General features: G+C 73.9%; 14 protein-coding genes and 1 pseudogene. 10 read left to right on the top strand and 5 right to left on the bottom strand.

The window, feature by feature from the left end:
- Positions 1-14: 14 nt before the first annotated feature.
- Positions 15-1,430: a cytochrome ubiquinol oxidase subunit I gene (locus tag ABZU53_RS26020; RefSeq protein WP_355068051.1), complete on the bottom strand. Its 1,416-nt coding sequence runs from the start codon at positions 1,428-1,430 to the stop codon at positions 15-17.
- A gap of 165 nt (positions 1,431-1,595) precedes the next feature.
- On the opposite strand from ABZU53_RS26020, the gene ABZU53_RS26015 reads away from it, so the two are divergent.
- The 6 genes from ABZU53_RS26015 to ABZU53_RS25990 all read left to right on the top strand — a co-directional run bounded on the left by ABZU53_RS26015 (position 1,596) and on the right by ABZU53_RS25990 (position 6,914).
- Positions 1,596-2,360: a lysophospholipid acyltransferase family protein gene (locus ABZU53_RS26015; RefSeq protein WP_355068049.1), complete on the top strand. Its 765-nt coding sequence runs from the start codon at positions 1,596-1,598 to the stop codon at positions 2,358-2,360.
- A gap of 283 nt (positions 2,361-2,643) precedes the next feature.
- Positions 2,644-2,949 (top strand): hypothetical protein, encoded by a 306-nt coding sequence (locus ABZU53_RS26010; protein ID WP_354855283.1) that lies wholly within the window; start codon positions 2,644-2,646, stop codon positions 2,947-2,949.
- A gap of 100 nt (positions 2,950-3,049) precedes the next feature.
- On the top strand, positions 3,050-3,892 hold the full coding sequence (locus tag ABZU53_RS26005) for an SDR family NAD(P)-dependent oxidoreductase (protein ID WP_355068048.1): 843 nt from the start codon (positions 3,050-3,052) through the stop codon (positions 3,890-3,892).
- A 72-nt stretch (positions 3,893-3,964) separates the two neighbouring features.
- Positions 3,965-4,732, top strand: coding sequence for a glycerophosphodiester phosphodiesterase (locus ABZU53_RS26000; RefSeq protein ID WP_355068046.1), 768 nt, complete (start codon positions 3,965-3,967; stop codon positions 4,730-4,732).
- Positions 4,733-4,749: 17 nt separating this feature from the next.
- On the top strand, positions 4,750-6,141 hold the full coding sequence (locus tag ABZU53_RS25995; RefSeq protein WP_354855280.1) for an MFS transporter: 1,392 nt from the start codon (positions 4,750-4,752) through the stop codon (positions 6,139-6,141).
- Positions 6,142-6,305: 164 nt separating this feature from the next.
- Positions 6,306-6,914, top strand: coding sequence for a thymidine kinase (locus tag ABZU53_RS25990; RefSeq protein ID WP_244295995.1), 609 nt, complete (start codon positions 6,306-6,308; stop codon positions 6,912-6,914).
- Positions 6,915-6,962: 48 nt separating this feature from the next.
- On the opposite strand, the pseudogene ABZU53_RS25985 reads toward ABZU53_RS25990, so the two are convergent.
- Together ABZU53_RS25985 and ABZU53_RS25980 are read right to left on the bottom strand one after the other, a co-directional pair.
- A pseudogene (locus ABZU53_RS25985) lies at positions 6,963-7,388 on the bottom strand (low temperature requirement protein A); the annotation flags it as partial.
- Positions 7,389-7,449: 61 nt separating this feature from the next.
- Positions 7,450-7,860: a hypothetical protein gene (locus tag ABZU53_RS25980; RefSeq protein WP_354855320.1), complete on the bottom strand. Its 411-nt coding sequence runs from the start codon at positions 7,858-7,860 to the stop codon at positions 7,450-7,452.
- 183 nt (positions 7,861-8,043) lie between these two features.
- Between ABZU53_RS25980 and ABZU53_RS25975 the strand changes: the two genes are divergently transcribed.
- The 3 genes from ABZU53_RS25975 to ABZU53_RS25965 all read left to right on the top strand — a co-directional run bounded on the left by ABZU53_RS25975 (position 8,044) and on the right by ABZU53_RS25965 (position 11,392).
- Positions 8,044-9,747, top strand: a complete 1,704-nt coding sequence (locus ABZU53_RS25975) for an acyl-CoA dehydrogenase family protein (RefSeq protein WP_355068044.1) — start codon at positions 8,044-8,046, stop codon at positions 9,745-9,747.
- Positions 9,748-9,847: 100 nt separating this feature from the next.
- Positions 9,848-10,942 carry a hypothetical protein gene (locus ABZU53_RS25970; protein WP_355068042.1) on the top strand — a complete coding sequence of 365 codons (1,095 nt, stop codon included), beginning with the start codon at positions 9,848-9,850 and terminating at the stop codon, positions 10,940-10,942.
- 78 nt (positions 10,943-11,020) lie between these two features.
- On the top strand, positions 11,021-11,392 hold the full coding sequence (locus ABZU53_RS25965) for a VOC family protein (protein ID WP_354855276.1): 372 nt from the start codon (positions 11,021-11,023) through the stop codon (positions 11,390-11,392).
- 22 nt (positions 11,393-11,414) lie between these two features.
- On the opposite strand, the gene ABZU53_RS25960 is transcribed toward ABZU53_RS25965, so the two are convergent.
- Positions 11,415-12,260: an LLM class flavin-dependent oxidoreductase gene (locus ABZU53_RS25960; RefSeq protein WP_355068040.1), complete on the bottom strand. Its 846-nt coding sequence runs from the start codon at positions 12,258-12,260 to the stop codon at positions 11,415-11,417.
- Positions 12,261-12,289: 29 nt separating this feature from the next.
- The gene (locus ABZU53_RS25955) at positions 12,290-13,288 is read right to left on the bottom strand and encodes a tyrosine-type recombinase/integrase (protein WP_354855274.1); all 999 of its coding nucleotides are present in this window, start codon (positions 13,286-13,288) and stop codon (positions 12,290-12,292) included.
- A 95-nt stretch (positions 13,289-13,383) separates the two neighbouring features.
- Here ABZU53_RS25955 and ABZU53_RS25950 point away from each other — a divergent pair.
- Positions 13,384-14,077 (top strand): WYL domain-containing protein (locus ABZU53_RS25950; protein WP_355068038.1); only part of this gene is annotated, 694 nt, incomplete at its 3' end.

The following is a 14,077-nucleotide window of genomic DNA, read 5'->3' as shown; positions in this document are numbered from 1 at the left end:
ATGGGCTCCGGGGATCAGTAGGCGAAGGCGAGCGGGCGCTCGGCGTCGTCAGTGGTGTCGTCGATGGGGTGCTCGTCGCTGACGTCGGGCACGCCGGCCCTGGCGTAGCGCAGCAGCAGCTTGACCTCGATCACGGCGAGGGTGGCGTAGATCAGCGTGAAAGCGGTGAACGAGGTGAGCACCTCGGCCAGCGAGACGCTGCGGGACACGCCGTTGCGGGTGAGCATCTCGCCGAAGACGATCCACGGCTGACGACCCATCTCGGTGAAAATCCAGCCGAAGGAGTTGGCCAGCAGCGGCAGCACCGGCATGGCCAGCCCGGCGCGCAGCAGCCATTTGCTGCGCGGGGTGCGGCCCTTGCGCTGGCTCCAGAGGACCAGCAGGGCGATCGCGGCGGCCGCCATCCCGAAGGCGATCATGAAGCGGAAGCTCCAGTAGGTGACCGGGATGATCGGGGTGTAGCTGCCCGCGCCGTACTGGGTGGCGTACTGGGCCTGCAGGTCGTTGATGCCGTGCACGGTGCCGTGCGGGTCACCGGTGCCCAGGTACGACAGCAGGTACGGGATCTTGAGGGCGAACACCTCGCGGCTGCCGTCGAGGCTGCCGATGGTGAGCACGGAGAACGAGGCGGGGCTCTCGGTGGTGTAGAGGCCCTCGGCGGCGGCCATCTTCATCGGCTGCACGTCAGTCATGATCTTGCCCTGGATGTCACCGGTGAACAGCACGGCGGCGGAGGCGACCAGGACCACCCAGGAGCCGAACTTCGTGGCGAAGCGGTACGCGCCGGCGTCGGCGGAGTCGCGGTTGCGGATGACGTGGAACAGGCCGACCGCGACGATCAGCGACCCGGCGACCAGGAACGAGCCGGCCAGGGTGTGCGGGAAGGTGATCAGGGCGACCTTGTTGGTCAGCACGGCCGGGAAGTCGGTCAGCTCGGCACGCCCGCTGTCCGGGTTGATCCGGAAGCCGACCGGGTTCTGCATGAACGAGTTGGCCGCGAGGATGAAGTACGCGGACAGGTTGGTGCCGATCGCGGCGGCCCAGATGCTGGCCAGGTGCGCCCGCTTGGGCAGCCGGTCCCAGCCGAAGATCCACAGGCCGATGAAGGTGGATTCGAGGAAGAACGCGACAAGCGCCTCGATGGCCAGGGGCGCGCCGAAGATGTCGCCGACGAAGCGGGAGTAGTCGCTCCAGTTCATGCCGAACTGGAACTCCTGCACGATGCCGGTGACCACGCCCATGGCGAAGTTGATCAGGAAGAGCTTGCCGTAGAACTTGGTGAGCTTGAGGTAGCGCTCGTTGCCGGTGCGGTGCCACATCGTCTGCAGGATGGCCACCAGCACGGACAGGCCGATGGTCAGCGGCACGAAGAGAAAGTGGTAGACGGTCGTGACACCGAACTGCCACCGGGCGACGTCCAACGCGTCCACCTGTTACCCCCAGCTATGCGTACTACGAGACGTAGTAAATACTACTGCTCGTCGTAGAGAATGCGGCAGGGCCGGGCGGCCCGAACCGGCCCGGGACCAATGACCCTGATCACTCGGGCCACTCGCCCTCGCGGCCCCGCCACTTCATGCGAGGATGGCGCGCTGATGAACACGACGACCTGGCAGCCACCACTGATCTGGCGTGCGGCCCTCGTGCTGGCCCGCGTCCTGGTCGGTCTGCTCGCCCGCCTCGAGGTCACCGGCGACGTCCCCGCGCACCTGCGCCGCGGCCCGCTCGTGCTGGCCGCCAACCACATCAGCCCGTTCGACCCCGCGGTGATGATCGCCGCCTGCCAGACCCGCGGCATCGCCCCGCGGATCATGGCGACCGCCGGGCTGTTCCGCGCCCCGGTGCTCGGAGCCGCCATGCGTCACGCCGGACACATCCGGGTCGACCGGGGCACCAGCGCCGTGCACCGGGCCCTCGACGACGCCGCCACCGCCGTGGCGGCGGGCTCGGTGATCCTCATCTACCCCGAGGGACGCATCGGCCTGGACCCCGGCATGTGGCCCGAACGCGGCAAGACCGGCGTCGCCCGACTCGCCCTGGCCTGCGGCGCCCCCGTCATCCCGGTCGCCCAGTGGGGCGCGCACGAGGTGCTGCCCTACCGGGCGCCGAAGGGAATGCTGCGCGGCATCGCCCGCGCGCTGTGGCGCCGCCCGGTGATCCGGGTGCACTTCGGGCCGCCCGTCGACCTGGGCGAGGCGAACGCCGCCAACCCCGGCGCCGCCCGCCGGGCCACCGGCCGGATCATCGACGCGCTCACCGACGCCCTCGCCCCGCTGCGCCCCGACGAACCCGACGGGCCCCGACACATCGACCCCGGCCGCCCGGCCGACCCCAGCCGCGCCCACCGCCGGTCGAGCTAGCGGACGCCGCCGACGCCGAGGTCGACCCGGCTTTCGGCAAACCGGGGCTTGCCGTGCCTCGGACGCCCCGCCTTCAAGGAAACCGAGTCGATCACCGCCGGCGTCCGTCCCTTGGCCGAGGGAGCAGGCTGGCTCGGTGGAGGGATGAGGTCGCCTCGGCCCGCGCTGATGCTGGAACGTGTCAACCGAGCAACCGACCGAGGAGGAATGGTCATGTCTGGTTCACGTGTGGCGGCGTTGGGGGTGGTGGCGGCCGTGGTGGTCGCGGCAGGGACGGGCCGACGTGACCTGTCTGCGGGTCACCGGAAACGTCGCCCTGTTGACCGCGATCGTGCCCGAGGGCGAAGGCGCGGTACGGAACCACGGCTACTACGTGAAGATCATCGACGGCGGGAGGCTGCCGGATGTGATCGTCGACGCGCAGGCGCAGAACGGGGACGAGCCGCCACCCACGCACTGCCTCGACCCCGAGACCGACCTGCCCCCGGGCAACCCCCAGCGGCCCCGGTACCCGATCCTCGCCGGCGGATACGCGGTGCATGGCGCTGAGCCGAGCCGAACGGGCACCGGACACCAGTCCCGGCCGTAACATGCGGTGACGTTCACCGCGGGTTGGGTGCGTACGGGGGCGGCCGGCGGGGACCGGCTTCCGTTCGCGCCAGCCGCCCTGGCACGAAGGGCAGGAGATCATGAGCGAGCAGACGGTGCTGATCACCGGCACGTCCTCCGGCATCGGCCTGGAGATCGCGCTCGGCTGCGCCCGCGCCGGCTGGCGAACGGTGGCCACCATGCGCGACCTCGGCCGCGCCGAACGGCTGCGCGCCGCCGCCGACATCGCGGGCGTGGCCGACCTGATCGACGTACGCCGCCTCGACGTCACCGACCCCGACTCGGTGAGCGCCTGCGTCGACGAGGTGGTCGACACCTACGGCCGGCTCGACGCGGTCGTCAACAACGCCGGCGCCGGGCACGTCGGCACCCTGGAAGTCGACAGCGTCGACGACGTCCGGGCCGTCATGGAGGTCAACTTCTTCGGCGTGCTGCACGTCAGCCGCGCCGCCCTGGCCCACCTGCGGGCCAGCCGGGGCCGCCTGATCACCATCTCCAGCGTCGGCGGGATCGTCGGGCAGCCGTTCAACGAGGCGTACTGCGCGGCGAAATTCGCCGTCGAGGGGTACATGGAATCGCTCGCCCCGCTCGCCGCGACCACCGGGGTGCGGGTCACCGTCGTCGAGCCGGGCGCGGTGGCCAGCGAGTTCGTCTCCAGCATCGGCATCGATCCCGACGCCGCCAGCGACGCCGCCGGGGTGTACGGGCCGGCTCTGCGCGCGTACCTGGCCCGCACCGGGCAGGCGTTCGCCGCCGCGCAGTCCTCCGCCGACGCCGCGGCGGTCGTGGTGGCGACGCTGATGGACCCGACGCCGCCGGTGCGGGTGCAGACCTCCGACGGGGCCCGGCAGTTCGCCGCCGTCAAGCTCGCCGACCTCGACGGCGCCGCGGTGGCCCGGCTGACCGGCGGCTGGCTGGCCTGACCCTCGCCGCCGTGCGACGAATGTTGCCGGCAGGCCACCGGGGGTCCACCAGCGGCAGGCATACTGCGTCCCGTGCTGAACCGATTCGGCTACCTGGACGCGCCCGCGCCGCTGGCGTTCGCCCACCGTGGCGGCGCGGCCGACGGCGACGAGAACACCACCGAGGCGTTCGCCCGGGCCATCGGGCTCGGCTACCGGTACGTGGAGACCGACGTGCACGCCACCGCCGACGGCGTCGCGGTGATCTTCCACGACCCGACGCTCGCGCGGCTCACCGGCGAGGCGGGACGCATCGCCGAGATGAGCTGGGCCGACCTCGCCTCGGTACGCGTCGGCGGCGCCGCCGTCGTACCCCGGCTCGACGAGGTGCTCAGCGCCTGGCCGCAGGTCCGATTCAACATCGACGTGAAGGCCGACGGCGGCGTCGCGCCGACGGTCGCGACCGTGACCCGGGTCGGCGCCGCCGACCGGGTGCTGCTCGCCTCGTTCAGCGACGCCCGACTGACCCGGCTGCGGGCGCTGACCGAGGGACGCGTCGCCACCAGCCTCGGCATGCGCGGCGTCGCCCGGCTGCGGCTCGCCTCCCTGCACGGGCGGCCACTGCGACTGCCGCCGTCGGTGGTCGCCGCGCAGGTGCCGCCGCGCTACGGGCGGATGCCGGTGGTGGACCGCCGGTTCCTCGACTACTGCCACCGACTCGGCCTGCAGGTGCACGTCTGGACGATCGACGAACCCGCCCAGATGCACGAGTTACTGGATCGTGGCGTGGATGGCATCATGACCGATCACGTCGGCGTGCTGCGCGACGTCTACCGCAGCCGCGGCCACTGGGCCGCCTGAGCGTCGAAGGACCCCCGATGGCCGAGACCGTGACCCCCACGGTGGACGACACCCCGCCTCCGGCGAGCACCCGCCGGGAGCGGCGCGGCTGGTACATCTACGACTGGGCCAACTCGGCGTTCCAGACCACGGTGATCACCGTGTTCCTGGGACCGTTCATCACCACCGTCGCCGAGCTGGCCGCCGGCTGCGAGCTGGGCGCCGACACCTGCGACGGGTACGTGCACCCGCTGGGCATCCGGGTGGCGGCCGGGTCCTACTACCCGTACCTGATCTCGCTGTCGGTGTTCCTCACCGTGTTCGTGCTGCCCGTCATCGGGGCGATCGCCGACCGGTCGGCGCACAAGAAGCGGCTGCTCGGCGGGGCCGCGTTCACCGGCGCCGGCGCGACCATCGCGATGGCCTTCGTCACCGGCGACCGCTACCTGCTCGGCGGGGCGCTGTTCCTGATCGCCAACATCTCCTTCGGCGCGGCCATCGTGGTCTACAACTCGTTCCTGCCGCAGCTCGGCGGCCCCGACGAACGCGACGGCATCTCCAGCCGCGGCTGGGCGCTGGGCTACCTCGGCGGTGGCCTGCTGCTGGCGCTCAACCTGGTCGCGGTCACCCTGCTCAGCGAGGACGACAACCCGCAGCGCACCCTGGACCTGGCCCGCTGGTCGATCGTGTCGGCCGGGGTGTGGTGGGCGGCGTTCACGCTGGTGCCGCTGCGCTGGCTGCGCGAACGCCCCAGCGCGGCGGCCCTCGCGGCGCGCGGCAACGTGCTCACCGACGGGTTCCGGCAGCTCGGCCGCACCCTGCGCGAGGTCAAGGCGTACCCGCTGACGTTGTTCTTCCTGCTCGCGTTCCTGGTCTACAACGACGGCATCCAGACCGTCATCACCCTGGCCAGCCAGTACGGCACCGAGGAGCTGCGCCTGGAGCAGAGCACCCTGATCATCACCATCCTGCTGGTGCAGTTCCTCGCCTTCGGAGGGGCGTTGAGCCTCGGCGCGCTGGCCCGGCGCATCGGCGCGTGGAAGACCGTGCTGCTCAGCCTGGTGCTGTGGACCGGTGTGATCCTCGGCGCGTTCCGGCTGCCCGCCGAGGCGCCGGTGCCGTTCATGATCCTCGGCGCGGCCATCGGCCTGGTCCTCGGCGGCAGCCAGGCGCTGAGCCGTTCCCTGTTCAGCCAGCTCATCCCGGCCGGCAAGGAGGGCGAGTACTACGGCTTCTACGAGATCAGCGACAAGGGCACCAGCTGGCTCGGCCCGCTCGCGTTCGGCCTCGTGTTCCAACTCACCGCCTCCTACCGCGTGGGCCTGGTCTCACTGCTGATCTTCTTCGTGGTCGGGTTCCTGCTCCTGGCCGCCGTGCCGATCCGTCGGGCCATCGTCGCCGCCGGCAACACGCCACCCCGGGTGCTCTGAGCACGCATCCCGCACCCGACGGATCAGGGGCGGTCGATCAGCTAGGCTGCCCGACCGTGACCGACGACGCCGCTGCCGCCCCGACCTGCCTGGCTCACCCGTTCCCCGGCCAGCCGCACGCTCCGGCGGGCTGCGCGGCCGCGCGCGGGCTCGACGGGCGTCCGGTGCACGCCGCGGCGTTGAAGTTCTTCTGGGGGCCGATGGACTGCGGCAAGTCCACCATGGCGTTGCAGATGAACTACAACCACGCCCGACAGGGTCGTCGTGGGCTGGTCACCACCCGCATCGACCGGTCGTTGGGCCCGCAGGTCACCACCCGCATCGGCCTGGCCCACGAGGCCATCGAGGTCACCGACGACCTGGACCTGCGGGCGCTGGTGCGCGGCCGCTGGGCCGACGGGGTCCGCGTCGACTACCTGATCTGCGACGAGGCCTGCTTCTACACAGTCGAACACGTCGAGCAGATGGCCGAGCTGGTCGACAGCTACGACGTGGACGTGTTCGCGTTCGGCCTCGCCACCGACTTCCGGTCCTGCCTGTTCCCCGCCGCGCAGCGCCTGTTCGAGCTGGCCGACGAGGTGGCCCGCATCCAGGTCGAGGTGCTCTGCTGGTGCGGCCGGGAGGGGCTGCTCAACGCCCGCGTCGTCGACGGCCGGGTCGTGCGCGAGGGCGCGCAGGTCGTCATCGGCGACACCGTCGACACCGCCGACGTGCGCTACCAGGTGCTCTGCCGCCGGCACTACCGCAGCGGCGACCTCGGCCCCCGCGACTGAGGCCCCCAGGAACGCCCCCGACGTCACCAGGTCCACGTGCGACGTGAGGGTGCTGCCGGTGACCAGGATCGACTCGCCGAGCGCGATCAGGACGAACGCCGCGCAGCGTTCGGCCAGGTGCCCACCCTCCACCATCCACCGCTCGGGGCGGCTGCGCTCCCGACCCGGCAGCGGGCAGCCGATCGACAGGCCAACCACCTCCAGCACGATCACCGCCGCCCACACCACCTCCCGGGCCGGCGTGTCCACCAGGCCGCCGACCACCACGAGCACCGACGTGGCGCCGATCCACGGCAGCGACTTCTGAAACCCGTCGACCAGCCACGGACTGCCCTGCGTCGCCCACAACGCGAACATGGTCCGGCCCACCTGCACGCCCGCGTAGACCACCGCGAAGAGCAGGCCGGTCCCGGCGAACGCCTGCGGGATCGCCGCCGACAACAGCAGGCTGCCCAGCGTCACCCCGATCAGCATCGCCCGCACCGGGCCCTGATCCGGTTGCAGCCAGTTGGTCACCAGGTCGACGGCCGGCGGCTCAGAACGGGTCACCGCACACCCGCCAGTCGCCGTTCTCACGGACCACCGGCAGGCGGCGTTCCTCACTGATGCCGCCGTCGCGGGTCAAGCGCACCGTCACCGTGCCACGGGGACGCCCGCCCTTGGTGGCCACCGACACGTCGGTGATCTCGTAGTCGGTCACCATCGGTGGCGTCCGCACCCAGCTGGTGAACCCGATCGCGCTCCACCGGGTACGCGCGTCCGCGCACAGCCGCTCGTACGCCTGGTCGCTGTCGCCGAGGGCCACCTCGCTGAGGAAACCGTCGGCGGTCTCCCGGATCGGGCCGGATGCCTGCCGCACCGTCTGCAGGTTCCACGCCCCCAGCCCGGCCACCCCGACGCAGCACAGCGCCATGCCGAACCCGGCGAAGGCCAGCCCGGTGCGCATCGGGCGGTGCCGCCGGGCCGGTCGGCTCCACGACTGGCCGGCACCCACGACTACCGACCGTAGAGAACGCCATCGCGGTGAGGCAGGACAAGCGGGAAATCGGGTGTGCCCGAGGCCCTGTTCGCGGCGGCGACGCATCGTCTACCGTCGGCGCACACCCCCAGCAGCGCCAGGAGTCGATCGATGAGCCGCTTCGTGCAGCCGGTACCACCCCCCGCCGACCCGTACGCCGGTGACGCCCTGCTGCGGTCCTGGCTGGAGCGTCACCTCGGCCCGGCCGGACACGCGGCCGCCAAGGGTCGCCTCGCCGAGCTGGCCGCCGAGGTCACCGGGCCGCTGCGCGCGGCGCACGCCGACGCCGAGGCGCACCCGCCAACGCTGGTCCGCTACGACCCGTGGGGCGCGCGGATCGACCGGATCGACACGTCCGCCGGCTGGCAGGCGCAGCGGGCCGCCGCCGCCCGGCACGCCGTGGTGGCGCTGCCCTACCTGCCCGACGCGCGCGGCACCTGGGGCGCCGCCGCACGGGTCGTGCAACACGCGCTGCTGCACCTGTACGGGCCGGAGTCGGCGACGTTCTCCTGCCCGGTGGCGATGGCCGACGGGGCGGCGGCGCTGCTCAGCCTCCCCGACGTCGACGCGGGTGTCCGTGACGCGTGGCTGCCCCGGCTGATCTCCACGGACCCGGCCACGGCGATCACCAGTGGGCAGTGGATGACCGAGTCGCAGGGCGGCTCCGACCTGGGCCGCTCCGGCACCGTCGGCCGTCCCGCCGCCGACGGTTCGTGGCGGCTGACCGGGGAGAAGTGGTTCTGCTCCGCGGCCGACGCGGCGATGGCGGTGGCGCTGGCCCGCCCCGAGGGCGCCGGGCGGGGCAGCCGGGTGCTCGCCCCGTTCCTCGTACCCCGCTACGCGGTCGACTCGCCGCTGGCCACCGGCGCGGCGCCGGACGCGCCCGCCCCCGGGGTCACCGTGCACCGGCTCAAGGACAAGCTCGGCACCCGGGCGCTGCCGACCGCCGAGATCGGCCTGCGCGACGCGTACGCCCTGCCGTTGGGCGACCCGGCGGTGCCCGGCCTGGTCCGGGCGATGACCCTGGTCGTGGTGACCCGGGTGCACAACGCCGCCGCCGCGGCCGGCGGGATGCGACGCGGGCTCGCGTACGCCCGCGCGTTCGCCGACGCGCGGCACGTCGCGGGCGGCGCGTTGGCGTCCTCGCCGCTGCACCGCGCGACGCTTGGCACCCTCGCGGTCGACGCGGCGGGCGCGTTCGCCCTCGCGGGGCACGCGTTCGCGCTGCTCGGGCGGGTCGAGGTCGGCGCCGACCCGGAGGCCGCCGCCGAGCTGCGCATCGTGGCACCGCTGGCGAAGCTCGCCACCGGTCGGCTCGCCGTCAGCTCCGCCAGCGAGTACGTGGAGAGCTTCGGCGGCGCCGGCTACGTGGAGGACACCGGTGTTCCCCGGCTGCTGCGCGATGCGCAGGTGCTGCCGATCTGGGAGGGCACCACCAACGTGCTGGCCCTGGACGTGCTGCGCGCGCTGACCCGGGAGGACGCCGGGACGCCGCTGCTGAGCCGGCTGACCGCCGCCGTCGACCTGGCCCGGCCACTGTCGCCCGCGCTGGCCGACACCCTCGCCGCGGCCGCCGGGCAGCTGCGCGACACCATCGCGGCGGTGACGGCCGAGCCGGGCGCGGCGGCGGTGCTCGCGGGCGCCCGTGGCCTGGCGCTGCGCCTGGCGTACGCGCTGACCGCCGCCCTGCTCGTGGAGCACGCCGCGTGGGGTGACGAGCAGGCGGAGCTGGCCGCCCGGCTGTGGGCGCGGCGGTGGCTGCGGCAGGAGGACATCGCCGAGGACGCCCACCACCACCTGGAGCTGCTCTGCTGACCGGTCGACACGAGCGGGGGTGACGGCCGGTGGACGTCCTGACCGGGGCGCTCCCCCGGCCCACCGTCGGGCGTCGGGCGCGCCGTCGCGGCGGTGGCGGGTGGCGCTGCTGCTGGCGGCGTGCGCGCTGCTCGGCGGCGCCGCCGCTCCCGTACGCCTGTCGGCGTGGGTGGGGCCGCCGGTGTCCGGCGACGCGACACTGCTGGGCGCGGGCCCGCTGCTGCTGGGCGCGGGCCCGCTGCTGCTGGTCGTGGACCCGCCGACGCTGAGCGCGTACGACGTGGCGGCGCCGCACCGCGCCCCGCCCTGGCGGGTCGCCGTACCGCCCGCCGCCGGGTGGTCCGCCGAGGCCGCCGGTGACGTGCTGCTGCTCACCGAGCGCGATCAGGTGCGTCAGGCCGTGGCGACGACCGCCCGGTCGATGCGCACCGGCGCGGCGCTGTGGCGGCGACCCGAGCGGGTGTACGCGGTCGGCGAGGCGGCGGTGGCGGTCAGCGAGGTTCGCAGCGCCGCCGAACCGGGGCGCCGGGTCGAAGGGCTGGTACGTGGCGTCGACCCGGCCACCGGCGGCACCCGCTGGACGGTACGGCTGCCATCCACGGCCGTGCTGGAGGTGCTGCCCGGCAGACCCGCGCGGGTGCTGCTCGTGCAGGACGACGGGCTGACCCGGCTGCTCGACGCGCGGGACGGCACCGTGCACGGGCAGGGGCGGCTGCCGCCGGCCGACTACGGCCCGGACAACCCGCAGGCCGTCGGCGCGTACCTGGTGCTGCGTCACCCGACCGCCACCGGTGCGGCGCTGACGGGGTACGACCTGCCCGGGCTGGCGCCGCGCTGGGAGGTGCCGGTGCAGCGGGGCGAGCTGACCCTGCGGGCCTGTCAGGGCCTGGTCTGCGCGCAGGACGAGCACGGCCGCCGGGCCCTCGATCCGGCCTCCGGCGTCATCCGCTGGACGTGGCCGGCCGGGGCGCGCTGGCACACCGTGGCGGGTACCCGGGCGGCCACCGACGCGCTGGTGCTGCTGCGGACGGCGGCGGACGGCCGGCGCACCCTGGTCGCCACGGCAGGTCGGGACGGCCCCCGCGTGCGCGGCCCGCTCCCGGCGGGGGTGACCGACTGCCGGCGGGCCGGCAGTGGCCTGGCCTGCCGCGAGAGCGCCTCGCGGGTGACGGTGTGGCCACTCGGCGCGCCCTGAGCCCGGGCGTCGTCGGTGTCGAGAAACGCCCGACGTACCTGACATCGGTTGGCAGGTACACCGGTGCAGACTGCCCGCATGACGACAACCGCCGACCTCGCGATGGTCAACCTGGACAGCTCCGACCCGGCCGCGCACGCCGCCTTCTACCACCGGGCGTTGGGCTGGGAGATCACCCACAGCCAAGCCGAGTACGCGATGATCAGCGGCGGTGGCGCGTCCATCGGCTTCGGCCTGGTCGAGGGCTACCAGCCGCCGTCCTGGCCGGACCCGGCCGGGCAGAAGCGTTACCACCTGGACCTCTACGTCGACGACCTGGCCGTGGCCGAGAAGGAGTTCGTCGCCGCCGGCGCCTCGAAGCCGGAGTTCCAACCCGGCGGCGACCGGTGGGTGGTGCTCCTCGACCCCATCGGGCAGCCGTTCTGCATCTGCCCCCGCCCGCAGGGCTGACCCGCGGGCGCGGGAGGGACGCTCAGCGCAGCGGACCTCGGGCCACCGCGGCGCGCATCGCCGCCGGGTCGCCGACCGGGACGTACTCCAGCCACCAGGTGGCCCCGGCGGCGGCCAGCTCGCGGAGGTAGGCCCGTTCGGCGCGCTCGTCCGGGCGGCGGCGTCGCCCGCCGATCGCCACGTCGAACGGCTGGCCGTCGGCCCGGGTCGGTGGCATGGCCGCTACCAGGTCGCGGACCTCGTCGGGGGTGAAGTCGGCCCAGCCGTCGGTGTCGGTGAGCTTGTACGGCACGATGCCGTCGGCGCGGGCCGCGCGGCGTCGCACCGCCCCGGCCTGGGTGCTGCCGCCGACCCAGACCGGCACCCGGGGCGACTGCACGGGCGGTGGCCGCAGCGCCACCCGGTTGGCGCGGTAGTGGGCGCCCCGGTGGTCGACCCGCTCACCACCGAGCAGGCCGGTCAGCAGGTCGAGACCCTCGTCGAGCATCGCGGCGCGCACGGCCACCTCGGTCGGCTCGCCGAACGCGGCCAGGCCACGGTCGCCGGGGTCGCCGACACCGACCGCCACGGTGGCCCGGCCCGCGCTCAGGTGGTCGAGGGTCAGCACCTCGCGGGCCAGCTTCGCCGGACGGCGGCGGGGCAGCGCCGTGACCGTGGTGCCCAGCCGCACCCGGTCGGTGCGCCCGGCGATCGCGGTGAGCACCAACCACGGGTCGTAGGTGAACGGGTCGTCGCCGCAGTGGTGGATCAGGTAATCCTCCAGGAACACCCCGTCCCATCCGGCGTTCTCGGCCAGCTCACCCAGCTCGACCAGGGTGGACACCGCGACGGCGCCGCCACCGCAGGGGATCTCCAGACCGTGTCTCATCCGCCGACCGTAGGCCGGGGGTGGGACAGTCAGCCGCGGCGACGGGACCGGGCGGCCCACACCGCGTACGCCGGGTCGCGGTCGAGGTTGTGCCGGTCCCGGTCGTAGCGGCGGGTGGTACGCGGGTCGGCGTGGCCCATGGCGTCCTGCACATCTTCGAGGGGAACACCCTCGGAGCGGGCGGTGGTGGCGAACGCGTGTCGCAGCGAGTGCGGGGACAGCCGCGCCCAGGCCGGGATGCCCGCGGCGCGGGCGAGTCGGCGGACCATCCGGAACACCGAGTGCCGGTCGAGCCGGGCGCCGCTGGCGGTGACCAGCAGGGGCCCGGTCAGGTGGGTCACCGGCACGCCGGTGGTGGCAGCCCGCTGCGCCAGGTACGCGTCCACCGCGTACGCGGTGCCCGGGGTGAGGGCGCGGCGGCGCTGCTTGCCGCCCTTGCCGACGAAGCGCACGCTGCGGTGCCCGCGTTCGGTGCCGAGATCGGTCAGGTCCAGCGAGACCAGCTCCCCGACCCGCAGGCCCAGATCGGCCAGGAGCGCGATCGTCGCCCGGTTGCGGGCCGCCGTCGGGCCGGTCTCCGCGTCGGCGGCGGTGAGCAGCGCGTCCACCTCCTCCGGGGTGAGCCCGACGGTGGCGGAGTGGTCCCGGTCGACGCGGGGCCGGTCCGCGCCGGAGACCGGGTTGGCCGGCACGCCCCCGAGCTTGACGAGGAAGTCGTACCAGCTGGACAGCGCCGACAGCCGCCGCGCCACGGTCGCCGGGGTCAACGGTCGGCCGCTGCGGACGACGAGAGTGGACTCCAGCGCGCGGGCGTACTCGTTGACGTGCAGGAAGCTGGCCCGCAGCGGATCCAGGTCGTGCCCGGCGCACCAGCTGAGCCACGCGGTGACGTCGCGCCGGTAGGCGTCGCGGGTGTGCTCGGACAGCCGGCGGTTGCGCAGCCACGCCTCGGTGACGTCGACCGGCCCGCTCGGCAGGGCCGGTCGGGCGGTCGGGCGGGCGAGCACGGGAGCGTCGGAGGACACCATGTGAAAAAGGTTCTCAGCAGCGGATGGGATTGCCACGCAGGCGCGCCGACGCCGGCCCGCGCGGCGGCGCGGACGGTGTCGGCTACGGTCGCACGGTGCGTGCCAGCCGGCTGGTCTCCCTGCTGCTGCTCCTGCAGGCCCGGGGGCGGATGACCGCCGCCGAGCTGGCCGACGCCCTGGAGGTGTCGGTTCGCACGGTGTATCGCGACGTGGAGTCGCTGGGGGCCGCCGGTGTGCCGGTGTACGCCGAGCGTGGCCCGGCCGGTGGTTACCGCCTGCTCGACGGCTACCGCACCCGGCTCACCGGCCTGACCGCCGGTGAGGCCGAGGCGTTGTTCCTGGCCGGAGTGCCCGGCCCGGCCGCCGAGCTGGGCCTGGGCTCGGTGCTGGCCACGGCGGAGCTGAAGCTGCGCGCCGCGCTGCCGGCGGACCTCGCCGACCCCGGCGGCCGGATCCGGCAGCGGTTCCACCTGGACGCGCCGAGCTGGTTTCGCGAACCCGAGCCCACACCCCACCTGGCCGCGCTGGCCACAGCGGTGTGGGAGGACCGTCGGGTCCGGGTGCGCTACCGGCGGTGGCAGGCGCCCCGGGAGGTGACCCGGACCCTCGACCCGCTCGGCGTGGTGCTCAAGGCGGGCCGCTGGTACCTGGTCGCCGCCGCGTCCGGGCAGGTGCGCACCTACCGGGTGGGCGCGATCCTGGAGTTGACCGTGCTGGACGAACCGGCCGAGCGGCCGGACGGGTTCGACCTGGCGGGCTGCTGGCAGGAGCACGCCGAGCGCTACGAGC

Source organism: Micromonospora sp. NPDC005194 (assembly GCF_040608335.1).
Lineage (GTDB): Bacteria > Actinomycetota > Actinomycetes > Mycobacteriales > Micromonosporaceae > Micromonospora.
The sequence above is the reverse complement of the archived record's forward strand: the minus strand, read 5'-3'. Positions and strand labels throughout refer to the sequence as shown.

Bases quoted from the DNA above. Each gene is read 5' to 3' on its own strand.
- ABZU53_RS25995 (WP_354855280.1), top strand. From the start codon at position 4,750: ATGGCCGAGACCGTGACCCCCACGGTGGACGACACCCCGCCTCCGGCG.
- ABZU53_RS26005 (WP_355068048.1), top strand. From the start codon at position 3,050: ATGAGCGAGCAGACGGTGCTGATCACCGGCACGTCCTCCGGCATCGGC.
- ABZU53_RS25960 (WP_355068040.1), bottom strand. From the start codon at position 12,260: ATGAGACACGGTCTGGAGATCCCCTGCGGTGGCGGCGCCGTCGCGGTG.
- ABZU53_RS26015 (WP_355068049.1), top strand. From the start codon at position 1,596: ATGAACACGACGACCTGGCAGCCACCACTGATCTGGCGTGCGGCCCTC.
- ABZU53_RS25975 (WP_355068044.1), top strand. From the start codon at position 8,044: ATGAGCCGCTTCGTGCAGCCGGTACCACCCCCCGCCGACCCGTACGCC.
- ABZU53_RS25980 (WP_354855320.1), bottom strand. From the start codon at position 7,860: ATGCGCACCGGGCTGGCCTTCGCCGGGTTCGGCATGGCGCTGTGCTGC.
- ABZU53_RS25965 (WP_354855276.1), top strand. From the start codon at position 11,021: ATGACGACAACCGCCGACCTCGCGATGGTCAACCTGGACAGCTCCGAC.
- ABZU53_RS25955 (WP_354855274.1), bottom strand. From the start codon at position 13,288: ATGGTGTCCTCCGACGCTCCCGTGCTCGCCCGCCCGACCGCCCGACCG.